Raw genomic sequence first — 11,936 nt, 5'->3', positions numbered from 1 at the left:
CCGTCGGACTCGCCGCCTATATAGCTAGACAGTCTAGCTAGGAGACCACAGAAATGGAATGGCCGCTACAGGACGCCAAGAACCAGTTCTCCAAGGTGGTGCAGAAGGCCCGCACCGAGGGACCGCAGATCGTCACGCTGCGCGGCGAGCGTGCCGCCGTGGTGCTCTCGGCCGCCGACTACGATGCGCTGCGCGCCAACCGGCCGAGCCTGGTCGACGATCTGCTCTCCGGGCCGGCTTGGGACGAGGATTTCGCCGAGGCGGTCGAAACGCGCACCAGCGCCCCGAGCCGCGGCGTCGCGCTCTGATGTACCTGGTCGACACCAACATCATCTCGGAGGCCCGTCGCGGCTCGCCGCAGGCGACCTCCTGGCTGCGCGGCGTGGATCCGCTCAGCGTCCATCTCAGCACCCTGACCCTCGGCGAGATCATGCGCGGCATCGCCTTGAAGCAAAGGTCGGACCCGAAGGCCGCGGGCCACCTCGCCGAGTGGCTGCGCAAGATCCGCCACGATCATGCCGAGCGCATCCTGCCGGTCACCGACCCGATCTCGGTCGAGTGCGGGCGGATCGTTGCGATCCGCCCGCGCGGCGACATCGACGGGCTGATCGCGGCGACGGCCATCGTCCACGACCTCATTCTCGTCACCCACAATGTCGCTGACTTCGAGGACACTGGCGCGTCGGTGATCAATCCATGGGAGGCAAGCACATGACATCTGGGCCATCCGACGGCGCCACCCTGACGACCGACGACGACGCGCCGGCGCAGATCGTCGGTCGGGTGACAGGAGTCGCCGAGAATCCCTCCCCTGCCCTCCCCGCACATCTTGAGCGCCTCACCGAACGGGCGCGGGACTATGTCGATGCGGCGAGCTCGGCGAACACCCGCCGGGCCTATGACGCCGATTGGAAGCATTTCTCCGGCTGGTGCCGGCGGCAGGGCCTCGAGCTGTTCCCGCCCTCCCCTCAGGTGGTCGGGCTCTACATCACAGCTTGTGCCTCTGGCGCCGCCATTCCGGGGGGCAAGCCGAACGCGGTCTCGACCATCGAGCGGCGGCTGTCGGCCCTTAGCTGGAATTTTGTCCAGCGCGGCACGCCGCTCGACCGCGCCGATCGTCATATCGCCACCGTGCTGGCCGGCATCCGCAATACCCATGGCCGTCCGCCGGTGCAGAAGGAAGCTGTGCTTCCCGAGAACGTCATCGCCATGCTCGAGACGCTTGAGCGAGGCACGCTGCGCGGCCTGCGCGACCGCGCCATGCTGCTGCTCGGCTTTGCCGGTGGCTTGCGGCGGTCCGAAATCGTCGCGCTCGATGCCGGTCGCGATCAGACCGAGGACGGCCGCGGCTGGGTCGAGTTCCTCGACGATGGGATGCTGCTTACTCTGCGCGGCAAGAACGGCTGGCGCGAGGTCGAGATCGGTCGCGGCTCGTCGGACTCCACCTGCCCGGTCGTCGCGGTCCAGACCTGGCTCAAGCTGGCGAAGATCGGTCACGGACCCCTGTTCCGCCGGGTCACCGGCCAGGGCAAGGACGTCGGTCCGGATCGTCTCACTGACCAGCAGGTGGCGCGGTTGGTCAAGCGCACCGCGCTCGCCGCCGGCGTGCGGGCGGATCTCACCGAGGGCGAGCGGGAGTTGAAATTCTCCGGCCATTCGCTGCGCGCCGGTCTCGCCTCCTCGGCCGAGGTCGACGAGCGCTACGTGCAGAAGCAGCTCGGCCACGCCTCGGCCGAAATGACGCGGCGCTACCAGCGCCGCCGCGACCGCTTCCGCGTCAACCTCACCAAGGCGGCCGGACTATAGGCGGCAAGCCCGAAGGCGGCTGCGAGCCCCCTCCCCTCTCAGCGATCTGCAGGCATCATTCGCTTCGTGGGACGCTGACGTGCGCCTGGCCGCGGGCGAGCGCGACGAAGCGACGTTTGACCTCATCAAACAGCGCCGGCGGGATGGCCCCGTAGTAGCCGCTATCGCTGTCGACAGGCCGCAGGTCCGGGCCCGGCCCGGCCACACGAAGCGGTTGCTCTCGTTCAAGACGATCCAGGAGCGTTCGTCGTCGAACCGAAGCCGCAGCTTGACCGGTCTCGGAATCTCAATGGCATCATCGGGGCCGGCCTGCGGACTATGAGTGATCGGCAGCACACGAACAATCGGCGAGCCGTCTTCCTCCGTCGTGACGATCGCCAGCACGAGGCACGGTCTATCCTTGTCGCCCTCTTCGCGGCCTTCGATATGTTGGCGATGCCAAAGGTACGAATAGCGAAAAACGCAGCCTATCCGAACGTCAGTCGGCAGCATGCGGACCGAGCTCGGCGTTGAGATCCTCGTGGCCAGGTTCCATCTCCGACCGCTCGACCGCCGCGATCTCGACGTCGCTCAACTCGACCGTACGCTGAACCCGCCGATCACGCTTGGACAACCGGATGAAATCCTCATAGGCTATCAAAACGGTGCGCGGGCGCCCATTCTTGGTGATGATCACCGGCTCGCGCACGGCGGCATCCTGATAGGCGCCGAAGTTCTTCGAGACCTCACCGGCGGTAACGGTCGCGGTCATGGCCAATCTCCAATGTTCTGTAATATACAGAAATCCCGGTAATCCCGCAAGGCGCAGCGGAACGACGGTGCCGCCTTCTCAAGCCCGCTTCTTGTCGCGCTTTCGGCTGCCGATCAGGGCCATCAGCATCGGACCAAGGGAGAACCCTCCGGCTTGTGCCTTTTTCGTCAAATCGCGGATGTAGCCACCGGCGCTGTTGATCGCGGCGCCGCGCTGCAGGATCGCCGCAACCACCACAGCAGCCTGAACTTCGCCCATAACGGTCCGCGCCTCCTCCCAGGCGCTCGGACTGATCCCCAGCACGGGCCGGACCACGGCAACGGTTGCCATAAAATCCCGCCAGTTCGAAATCCCTGTCTTGGCGTAGTCGCAAATATCGGGACAAGCCTCGAGAACCATCCCCAAGGGGTAGCACCCTTCCGGCATCCGCGGCGTTTGGGGTTCTGGCACTGCCCTCTCCCCCCTCTCTTCTCGGAGAGTAGGTTCAAGTTCAATTAGGAAGTCTGATTTTGAATTTTGTTTGTGATGCTCAAATGTGGACTCATTGGCGCTCATTTTCTCTGTTTTTGTATGGGCTTCCAGCAACATAAGGATCTCATCCGCCAGTAGGGTGAGTTCCTCGGCGATCGGCTCGAGCTCTGTTAGTGTGGCACTCCGCGGAATCCGAGCCATGATGGCGCGGAAGAGCCCGTGGATCTCTGTCCAGTCGCTCGGCCCCTGCCCTGCCCGCGTCGTCGGCACCCCCTCCTCCAGGCCCGTCGCGATCATCTTCGCAATGTCACGCCGGCAAATGGTGATGCGTTCACGCACGAGCTTCAGCTCGCGCTCGGCCGCCAGGATCGCCTCGGCAATCCGTTCGAACTCTTCGGCGCGCGCTACGAGCGGCCCGAGATCGAACCCAAAGGCCATCGCTACCTCGCCATCGCGGCCCTTGCGGGCGTAGCGCTTCCCGTTCGGACTATCGCGGCGGATGATGAGCCCGGCGTCAACCAGGACGGCCAGGTGCTTGCGCAAGGTTGATGCCGGCATGCCGTGCGCCCGCCGCGCCAGCTGATCGTTCGAGGGAAAGACGATCAGGTCTTCGCCCGTCAGCATGGTCTCTGGATGAAACGTCAGCAGCGCGTTTAGCACCGACAATGCGCGTTCGGACACACCGAGCGTGACTCTGGCAATGCAGAGCGTCTGATAGACGTGCCATTTGTGAACCGCCTTTTCAGGCGGCCGTGACTTTGCGATCGCCTGGTTCGCCACATGGGCGAGCGTCAGCGTTCGCCGCCCAAAGGGCGTCGTCGATAGATGTGGTTCCACGTTCTTTCACCTTCGATGAGGCAAAAGAAATCCGCTCGCCGAAAATCGACGCCTAAAACGCTTGACAGTGATTCGCGGAAATGTGATTCTTTGGGTGCTTAGATCAAAGAAAAGGCTTCCGCGCGGCGACGTTCGGGGGCTTTTTTCTTTTGCGGTTTAATCTCCTTGATTGCGGACCTTCGTCTCCTTGAAGTCGCGATAAAGCGTCTCGAGGTTGGACGAAATGAATTGGCCGAACTCACTCGCATCTTTCGACGTGAGCGAGAGGCTGAAGGTTTTTCCGGTGTTACGATAACTGGCGGCCACCATCTGGTCGTCGGGAGCCCATGCTCCTGATCCGCGATCGTGGGCTGATTTGCGCGCCACTTTGCGTACACGCTTCAGCTCCGTGAGGAGATGGTTGAAGCGTTCTGTGCCTTCGAGCGCTTGGAAGTCATTTGTCCCAACCAATTCGCCCGCGAACTCCGCGTTCTTAGGGTGAGCGAGAAGCTTCTTGAGCTCCTCCCATCGGTCTCGACCAACAGACTTCGCCGCTCCAATCGCATCGATCACCGCGGAAGGCACCGACTCCACCACGGACAACATCCTCGACAGCAACGTGTCGTCGATGCTCAGGGCCGATTTAATCGTTTCCTTGCTCTGCCCCATGCTGAGCAACTTCGCGGCAAACAGCGCCTTTTCCATAAAGGACAGGTTTGCGCGGCGGGAGTTCTCCTGCCCTTGGGCAACGATGTGAGCGATCGCCTCGAGGTTCTTCACGACTGCTCGAACAGGGATACCAAGCTCTTTGGCAGCCCGGGTTCGACGATGCCCGAAGACAATCATAAACCGACCGTCTACCTCGGGGTGAGGTCGCACGAGGATTGGCTGCAGTTGACCTTCCTTTTCTATCCCCCGCTTGAGCAGGGCGAATTCTTCCTCGTCATCCTCAATACGGTCGGAGACAAAGGATCCATCGACCAAATTCGGATCAAGGCTGACGACGGCTTCGCCAGCAATCATCTTCTTGGCGTTCTCAGCCATTTCCTCAATCGACAGCATCATCGAGCGCGATGCGCCGCGACTGGCATATTCGGACCTAGCTTCGTGACCGGCGTTCGTCGTCTCCTGACCGGTCACACTTGCCAGCAGGTTCTTACGAGCCATGGCGACCTCCTATGATCGGGAGCAACCTATTGATGCATGGAGCCATTTCGGACTTCTGCACGGCTGTCAAAACAGAGCTCATTTGCGACCCCATGCATTGTGGACGAGCGTCGTGATCTCCTCGTTTACGGCGTTCAGGGCCTCGAGAGCGCGATCATAGGTCCCCCGGACGAACTGGGAGCGTTCGACCTCATAGAGCGATTGGTTCGTTATACCGGCGTCTGAAATCGCTGTGGACTTCAACATCGGGTTCTTAAGCATCTGCTTTGGAAACAGAGCTTGCATGAATCCGACCATCTGAGCCTGCGGACCATCAGTCGGCTCATATCGAGTGACCAGATATCTAAACCACTTCAGACGGACCTGGGCACCTGCCTTGCTGATCGACTGCAGGATACCCCCAAGCATGAGTAGGAACTGGCTCATGGACATCACGTCGAGCATCTGCGGATGAATTGTGATCAGGACCGACGTAGACGCTGTAAGAGCCGTAAGCGTGAGATAGCCAAGCTGCGGCGGACAATCGATGACGATGACATCGTATCGATCGTCGACCTCTTTCAAAGTGTCAGTAATACGGGTGAAGAACATACGACCATCCGAAGTTGCCTTGTTAGTGGCAGCCAGCGGTGTGTCGTACTCGTATTCTTGAAGCTCGAGATTCGCCGGCACTATGTCGAGTCCAGGAAAGTTGGTTGCTCGGATCACCTCCGAGATTGGCTTCTTGGCTTCGTCGTAGCGGAGCGCTTCGTACAGCGAGGGGTTCTTGTCGAGTTCTGGCTGAATGCCATGCAGCGCGGAAAGCGAAGCCTGCGGATCGAGATCGATCGCAAGCACACGATGACCGGTGAGAGCCAGGTGCTGGGCAAGATGAGCTGCTGTGGTGGTTTTTCCGCTGCCGCCCTTAAAGTTCACGACAGAGATCACTTGGAGGTGTTCTCCCGCCCTTCGGTAGGGAACATACTTCTTGAAGTCCGCCCGACCGTGTCGGTCGAGATACTGCCTCAACTCCAGCATCTGCTCCGCGGTGTATGTCCGACGCCCTGAGACGGAGGTGGTAGGAGTCGGACCCTTCCCGTCGAGATGCAGCTTCTTGACGTTCGACTGCGTCACGCCCAAAAAATACGCCACCTCGGCGAGCGAGAACTGCCGCAGCCCTTTCGTGGCATCGGGAGGGTAGTGCTCAATTCGAAGCATGTTCAGCTTGTCCGAGATCAGTTCTCCTTGCTGGAGAATGGTCTCGTGGAAGCTGAACCCATCAAAGTCCTCAGCGGGCATCGCCATAGTCATTTTCGCCGATTCTCAGAATAACGCTTTTCCGAACGAATTATCATTTCAAGCGGGAATTATGCCCGATTCTCTCGCAGCGGCAATCGGTTTTAAGTTAACGAGAAGTTAACGGCGCTCGTTGAATCGCGGCGTGCAGGCAAAGCGTCGCGGCAAGGAATATGTTGTTGTATTTATTGAATATTCTCTCGCTTTGCACGGCTGTCAAAGAGACGGAGCAGATCGAGCGCGTCGTCAGCCGTTGTCGCAATTCATGCAATTGTTCGCAAGCCAGCGAGATAAGCGGTTCAGCGCACGGTCGAATCAAGCTTCACTTGGAAAGTCGCCGGCCCCGCCTTGTGGCGGGGCCGGCGACTTCGGGGTCAGCTGGCGGGGTTCCAGATGATGACCTTCTTGTTGGGCTCCTCGCCCGGCGCCGGCGCCACGTTGCCGTAGATCGTGCCGAACTCGGGGGCCGAGAGCGAGACCGAGATGTACTCCTCGCCGGTGGTCTTCGAGATCCGGTTCCAGCCGGCGCCCAGCTCGAAGCCGTTCTTGCGCGAGATCACCCGGTAGTCCGGCTCGTTGTCCTTCGCCTTGCGGGTGTTCGGCACCAGCGCGATCGGCGCGGTGACGTTGAGGGTGGCGAGCGTGCCTTCGAGGTTGCCGTCCGCCTTCTGGGTGAGGGTTGCGATCGTGGCCATGGGAAGTCTCCTTGGCGAGTTGCTCGGGGACCATCCCCGATGACGCTGCACAAGGAAGGGGCCGGGCGCCGTCGTCACCGGAGCGCAGCGCAGGGGAACCCCCGGTCGGGGTCCCCGCGATGCCCGCATCGCGGTGTGGCCAGCAGGGTTGACGGCACTAGGCGGCCGAGACCCGCACACAGGCGGCAAAGAGGAGGGGATGGGCTTCGAAGCCACCGACCAAAGGAGACCCCGCGACCAGGCCACGCCCACCCTCGCCTCGCCTCGCTAGGCAGGACCCGCACCGCAGCGCTCGCTCCCCGTCCCGGCCACCGCCAGTCAGGACGCCGACGCTCACGGCCGCCGACGGACATCCGGTCCGCGCTGCTCGATCACGCCGACGGCGCCGCGCCGGCGCCCGCTCGAACCACAGATCGACGCCCAGGCAGGTGCCTTCGCGCCGCCTCCGCGCCGTGGCGCGGGCTGCATCCCGGACAGCAAGCCAGGCGCCCGCGCAATCCCGACCGGATCATCGCTATCCCGACAAAACCGCAGCCGAAACCGCACCAATGCGTGGTCGCTCAGCAACCGCTGTGAGGGAAGTGCCCGACGCGCCTTTCGGCCGGCACAGAAGCCTTTCGGCAAGTCCGAAACGGCCGCTAGTCGGTCCGATCGATGCGCGCCTGTCCGGCCCGGAAGAGGGGAGACACCGCGCTCGCAAGCTGCATCATGAAGGAGCGGCTGAAGCGTCCCAGCAGGGGCTCGCCCGCATCGAGATAGAAGGACCGCTCGACGATATCGTAGTTGTACTCGCTGACGGTGATCCAGGCCCGCTTGAGATCGCTGAGCCCGCCGCGCCGGCATTCGATTTCGGGAACCTCGATCGCAACCTGCTCGGAGCCCGGCTGGCGGCTTGAAATCGCCAGGAGCGCAAGGTGGGTCAGACCGTCCGATCCGCGCACTGCGAGGATAACGCAGACGGGTCGATCCTTGCGACCTTCGGTCTCGCCGTGTTCCTGCTGCCACTTCCAGAGATACGGATACTGGATGATCGTGCCGGGACGCAGGTCACCGGTCATCGTCGTAGCCTTCGCCCGTCGCCAGACGGTCGAGCTCGGCCGAGAACAGCGAGGCGACGTCGTCCGGCGTCTCGCCGGCGGCGTATGCGCGGCGGGGGTCGCCTTCGCCCCTGATCTTCTGGTAGTGCTCGTAACTCATCATGACGAAGCGGGGCTTGCGATACCGCGTGATGACGATCGGCGACTTCGCCGCGGCATCGGTGACTTCGCCGACCTGCTTGTTGAGGTCATTGGTGGTGAAGGCGCGCATGTGAAACCTCCGCGCTAATATCCATGCTTTCCATGATATCCATGTTTCCCATGATTTCAAGGGAAACGACGCTCACGCGCCGCCCCCGAACCGCCAGACCGGGATGCCCATCGCCTTCGCCTTGTCGGCGAGGTTGTCGGTGATCCCGGAGCCTGGGAAGACCACGACGCCGATCGGCAGCGCCTTGAGCAATTCGTCATTGCGCTTGAACGGCGCCGCCTTGGCGTGCCGCGTCCAGTCCGGCTTGAAGGACACTTGCGGCACCTTGCGCGCATCGGCCACCTCGAGGCGATGAACTCCGCGCCCTTCGTCGATCCGCCATGGAGCAGCACCATGTCGGTATGCTTGGCATGCACCTTGTCGAGCACGTCCCAGATGGCCTGGTAGTCGTTGCAGTCGAGCCCGCCGGCGAAGGCGACCTTCACGCCGGCCGGCATCAGGGGCTCGATCCCGACCCGGCGCTTGGCGGCGAGGAAGTCCCGGCTGTCTATGACCGCAGCGGTCAGGTTGCGATGGTTGACCTTCGAGCCGGTCCTCGGATGCCACACCGATCCGACATGGGCCTCGAAGAGGTCGGCCGCGTGTTCGCGAAAGAACTCCATTGTCTCGCGGCGCTCGATCATGGTCGTGCCCTCGGCGATGAGGCGCTCGAGCTCGACGGAGCGCACTTCCGAGCCGTCCTGCTCCTGCTGGCTCTTGCGCTGGTCGTCCTCATTGCGGTCGAGCTCGCGCTGTACACGGCCCGCCGCGCGGTGGAACAGGTTGACGGTCGACCAGAGCAGGTCCTCGAGGTCGGGTTCGAGCCGGGTTTCGGAGAGGGTCGCGATGAGAGCATCGAAGATGTCGGCGAGGGCGCCCCGGACCACGGGCTCGTCGGGGTGTCAAACGGCGTTGGAAGGGGACCCCGGATCGGCGTCCAAGAAGGGGTCTGACGCAGTTTTGGCGAAGAAGATCTATGGAGCGCCTACGAGGCGGGCCTGAAGGAGATCGAGCTTTCCTCTGCCGTACATCTGGCGCTTGACGAGTTTGAGCTTGGTGATCTGGCCCTCGGTTTGCCCGTTGGACCAGGGTGAGGTGATGGCGGCAACCACCGCGGCCCGATCCTTGGCGACGCCGTTGGCGAATGACGCGACCAGGCTGGATCTGGCCCGCTCGAGCCATGGCTCGAGCTCTGCGACAATCTTCTTGCGGATCATGGCCTGGAACGCGGCGATGATTTCTCGCGCCTCGACGAGGAGCGGCACGGCGGCTTCGATCGCCGCGATCGTGACGCTCTCGGATTTGGACACGCGGTCCCGGCCAACGGTCATGAGGCGCGCGATGGTGCGCGCCGAAGGCGTTCGGGTGAGTGCATCATTGTCCATCCGTTCGGCGCGCCGACGACGTGCCGCCCACTCGGTGACGACCCGAAGGCAACCGCGGAAGCCTTGGCGCTTGAGGCGCCGCCACAGCTCCGCGCCGTTGCGTTCGCCGGCTGCCCACCTGTCCTCGAGCCACGGCAGGTACAGTTCCAGCGAACTTTCCCGGGAGCGGAACACGTCCGTGCGCTCGCCGCGCAGGATCCTGCGGACAAGGCCACGGCTATGCCCAGAGCGGCGCACGGTCTCCTTGATCGCGATCCCGTCCTTCGCCAAGCGGAGGATGACCGCGTTTGCGTCTTCCCGACGAAGATACCCCTCATATTGTAGCCGCTCGGCGGCCGTGAGCAGATCAGGGTCGATGGTCGCGGCTCCGATCGCGGCTCGCACCAGACGCATGGATTTGCGTACCGCGTCGAGAAAGGCACGGCTGGCGTTCTCCATCAGGTGCCAGCGGTCCGCCACCTGCGTGGCCGTCGGCAGCGCCTTGGCTGCAGCCGTGGCATAGCCCCCGCCGCGGTCACGAGCGACGATGGTGATCTGCGGCTGGCAGGTGAGCCACGCTTGCGCTGTCGCAGGCTCCCGGTCGGGCAACAGAGCGATGGTCCTGCGGCGCTCAAGGTCGCAGATGATCGTGCCATAGCGCTGGTTGCGCCGCCACGCCCAGTCGTCGATCCCGATGATCGTTGGTGGGACGAAATGCCGGTTGCCACGGCGCCGCACGACCCGCAGCAGGGTGTCATTGCTGACCGGCAACATCAACCTGCGGGCGAAGCTCGCCGCGGGCCGCCCGCCCAGCGCCAGCCCCAGGTGGTGGACGATGTGGTCGAGCCGGGCAGTCCGCCGCGCCCACGGCGCCAAAACCTTGTCGTCGAAGCGCTCCGCAAAGATGCGCCGGCCGCAGAGCACCGTGTCGCAGTGGAAACGCCGCGCCCGGACGACGAGCCGAACCGGTTTGCCCGCCATCGGCAGATCCGTCAGATGCCGATGATAGCGACTGTGTATCCGCTCCGAGGTTCTCCCGCATCCCGGGCACGAACTCGCCTTGCCAACCGCGCGAACCGTAATCAGCGTGCCCGCGCTGTCGCTGCTGACATCATCCACCACGAAGCCGCGCGGGACCAGGATCGAAGGTCGGAGTGAGTGTCGCATGGTGTTGATTCCAATCTCAAAATCAACGCCAGACGAATCTCGAACTCCATCAAAAATGAGTCAGACCCCTTATTCCACGCCGATTCACAATATTCACTAATGACTCCGACCACTTAGCCCCCGGCAAACCGTCGGCATGTCCGACATCGGTGCTGCCGCGAGAATGGCGGGTTCAGATCTTCGCAACCTCACCGCAACACCTCCTCCAAGCCTGCGACCTCTGAGTCCGAATCGTGGTCAGGAGCTTGAACGCTCAATTACAGATCGCCGATCCAAGTGCCGCCCGGCTGGATTACGTTGCGGGCATCGCGCCAATAAACATCACCGATTTGGCCAATCTGAATTCAAAGCCCGGGAACGCCAGGACGAGGGTAGGGACTAGCGCCGGATCGGTCGACGCCGGATCAAGCTTGGCGAGCACGGCTTCGAGCCATGCGACGTCCGGAAGGCGAGCAGAGGCCGTCATCTCGATTGGTTGCCATCGGTCCACGGGTTGAAAATCGGCACGCCGAGGGGAGGGGAGCCGTACGAGCCCTCTTTGTCCCGACGACCCTTGCCCTCGTCCCACCAACCATTGCCTACTCGCGATTCGGCCTGATCCGAATGAAGGCTGGATGACCTCAACCGGAGGCGCCATACTATCACAATTGCGATAGTTTGAGATGATACCGACCGTCGACCGGAATTTTGCGCCGCTCCATCAACCGCCCTGTAGGCTGCGGAGCTTCTTGAAAATATCAGGTGCAATCTTGAATTCGCGCGCCTGCCCTCGCCCCATCGAGTTTTTAACCATTGCTTCTGCCAAGATCTTACGATTGACAAGCCGATCAATCGTCTCCGTGACACCACCGCGTGTTAGCGACGTCACCTCAATTATATTGGTTAACGTCAGGCGCTGATTGCCCTGATGCATATAATAGAGGACGCTCATCATTCCAATTTGCTTCAGGCGCGACTGAGGGGTCTCATCGTCGAGCGGATAGTCGAGGATCAGCCGCAGAATAAGCGCCGAGAACGAGAGGCTGCGCCATTCGGCGTCAAGTGCTCTTGGCATCGGCTTCACTGCTCTGTATATGAGAGTTAACCGGGCATGAGATTGCGGCCGACAAGCCTTTCCGGGATCGTTTCGGGAGGGTG

At 62.4% G+C, this 11,936-nt stretch carries 12 protein-coding genes and 2 pseudogenes; 3 read left to right on the top strand and 11 right to left on the bottom strand.

Annotated features, from left to right (window positions below; genetic code table 11):
• Positions 1-53: 53 nt before the first annotated feature.
• From V5F63_RS24940 to V5F63_RS24930, 3 genes are read left to right on the top strand one after another with little or no spacing between them, the layout of a single operon-like run.
• Positions 54-308, top strand: coding sequence for a type II toxin-antitoxin system Phd/YefM family antitoxin (locus V5F63_RS24940; RefSeq protein WP_394102986.1), 255 nt, complete (start codon positions 54-56; stop codon positions 306-308).
• Positions 308-715: a type II toxin-antitoxin system VapC family toxin gene (locus V5F63_RS24935; RefSeq protein ID WP_394102985.1), complete on the top strand. Its 408-nt coding sequence runs from the start codon at positions 308-310 to the stop codon at positions 713-715. The genes V5F63_RS24940 and V5F63_RS24935 overlap by 1 nt, the downstream gene beginning before the upstream one ends.
• Positions 712-1,806, top strand: a complete 1,095-nt coding sequence (locus V5F63_RS24930; protein ID WP_394102984.1) for a site-specific integrase — start codon at positions 712-714, stop codon at positions 1,804-1,806. Before V5F63_RS24935 ends, V5F63_RS24930 begins: the two co-directional genes overlap by 4 nt.
• A 55-nt stretch (positions 1,807-1,861) precedes the next feature.
• Here V5F63_RS24930 and V5F63_RS24925 read toward each other — a convergent pair.
• The 11 genes and pseudogenes from V5F63_RS24925 to V5F63_RS24875 all read right to left on the bottom strand — a co-directional run bounded on the left by V5F63_RS24925 (position 1,862) and on the right by V5F63_RS24875 (position 11,853).
• Positions 1,862-2,298 (bottom strand): annotated as a pseudogene (locus V5F63_RS24925) (plasmid maintenance toxin (PemK-like)).
• Entirely contained in the window at positions 2,285-2,557 is a 273-nt protein-coding gene (locus V5F63_RS24920) for a type II toxin-antitoxin system Phd/YefM family antitoxin (RefSeq protein ID WP_394102983.1), read from the bottom strand. Before V5F63_RS24920 ends, V5F63_RS24925 begins: the two are co-directional and overlap by 14 nt.
• Before the next feature lie 78 nt (positions 2,558-2,635).
• Positions 2,636-3,865, bottom strand: a complete 1,230-nt coding sequence (gene repC / locus V5F63_RS24915; protein WP_394102982.1) for a plasmid replication protein RepC — start codon at positions 3,863-3,865, stop codon at positions 2,636-2,638.
• A gap of 156 nt (positions 3,866-4,021) precedes the next feature.
• Entirely contained in the window at positions 4,022-5,011 is a 990-nt protein-coding gene (gene repB / locus V5F63_RS24910) for a plasmid partitioning protein RepB (RefSeq protein WP_394102981.1), read from the bottom strand.
• Between the two features lie 78 nt (positions 5,012-5,089).
• Positions 5,090-6,301, bottom strand: coding sequence for a plasmid partitioning protein RepA (repA, locus tag V5F63_RS24905; RefSeq protein WP_394102980.1), 1,212 nt, complete (start codon positions 6,299-6,301; stop codon positions 5,090-5,092).
• A gap of 359 nt (positions 6,302-6,660) precedes the next feature.
• Positions 6,661-6,981 (bottom strand): DUF736 domain-containing protein, encoded by a 321-nt coding sequence (locus V5F63_RS24900; RefSeq protein WP_394102979.1) that lies wholly within the window; start codon positions 6,979-6,981, stop codon positions 6,661-6,663.
• A gap of 638 nt (positions 6,982-7,619) precedes the next feature.
• Complete coding sequence (locus V5F63_RS24895; protein WP_394102978.1) at positions 7,620-8,039, bottom strand: hypothetical protein; 420 nt, start codon at positions 8,037-8,039, stop codon at positions 7,620-7,622.
• On the bottom strand, positions 8,029-8,289 hold the full coding sequence (locus V5F63_RS24890; RefSeq protein WP_394102977.1) for a type II toxin-antitoxin system Phd/YefM family antitoxin: 261 nt from the start codon (positions 8,287-8,289) through the stop codon (positions 8,029-8,031). The genes V5F63_RS24895 and V5F63_RS24890 overlap by 11 nt, the downstream gene beginning before the upstream one ends.
• A 72-nt stretch (positions 8,290-8,361) precedes the next feature.
• A pseudogene (locus V5F63_RS24885) lies at positions 8,362-9,146 on the bottom strand (DUF2493 domain-containing protein); the annotation flags it as partial.
• Between the two features lie 96 nt (positions 9,147-9,242).
• Positions 9,243-10,799 (bottom strand): ISL3 family transposase, encoded by a 1,557-nt coding sequence (locus tag V5F63_RS24880; RefSeq protein ID WP_394102976.1) that lies wholly within the window; start codon positions 10,797-10,799, stop codon positions 9,243-9,245.
• Between the two features lie 700 nt (positions 10,800-11,499).
• Positions 11,500-11,853, bottom strand: a complete 354-nt coding sequence (locus V5F63_RS24875) for a MarR family transcriptional regulator (protein ID WP_394102975.1) — start codon at positions 11,851-11,853, stop codon at positions 11,500-11,502.
• Positions 11,854-11,936: the final 83 nt, after the last annotated feature.

Source organism: Xanthobacter wiegelii (genome assembly GCF_043193855.2).
Taxonomy (GTDB): Bacteria; Pseudomonadota; Alphaproteobacteria; order Rhizobiales; family Xanthobacteraceae; genus Xanthobacter; species Xanthobacter flavus_A.
Note: the sequence above shows the minus strand (reverse complement) of the source record. Positions and strands in the feature narration are given on the sequence as shown.

Excerpts from the sequence above, each read along its gene's own strand:
- V5F63_RS24890 (WP_394102977.1), bottom strand. The coding sequence starts at position 8,289 with ATGCGCGCCTTCACCACCAATGACCTCAACAAGCAGGTCGGCGAAGTC.
- V5F63_RS24940 (WP_394102986.1), top strand. The coding sequence starts at position 54 with ATGGAATGGCCGCTACAGGACGCCAAGAACCAGTTCTCCAAGGTGGTG.
- V5F63_RS24880 (WP_394102976.1), bottom strand. The coding sequence starts at position 10,799 with ATGCGACACTCACTCCGACCTTCGATCCTGGTCCCGCGCGGCTTCGTG.
- V5F63_RS24895 (WP_394102978.1), bottom strand. The coding sequence starts at position 8,039 with ATGACCGGTGACCTGCGTCCCGGCACGATCATCCAGTATCCGTATCTC.
- V5F63_RS24875 (WP_394102975.1), bottom strand. The coding sequence starts at position 11,853 with ATGCCAAGAGCACTTGACGCCGAATGGCGCAGCCTCTCGTTCTCGGCG.
- V5F63_RS24930 (WP_394102984.1), top strand. The coding sequence starts at position 712 with ATGACATCTGGGCCATCCGACGGCGCCACCCTGACGACCGACGACGAC.
- V5F63_RS24935 (WP_394102985.1), top strand. The coding sequence starts at position 308 with ATGTACCTGGTCGACACCAACATCATCTCGGAGGCCCGTCGCGGCTCG.
- repB (WP_394102981.1), bottom strand. The coding sequence starts at position 5,011 with ATGGCTCGTAAGAACCTGCTGGCAAGTGTGACCGGTCAGGAGACGACG.
- repA (WP_394102980.1), bottom strand. The coding sequence starts at position 6,301 with ATGACTATGGCGATGCCCGCTGAGGACTTTGATGGGTTCAGCTTCCAC.
- V5F63_RS24920 (WP_394102983.1), bottom strand. The coding sequence starts at position 2,557 with ATGACCGCGACCGTTACCGCCGGTGAGGTCTCGAAGAACTTCGGCGCC.
- V5F63_RS24900 (WP_394102979.1), bottom strand. The coding sequence starts at position 6,981 with ATGGCCACGATCGCAACCCTCACCCAGAAGGCGGACGGCAACCTCGAA.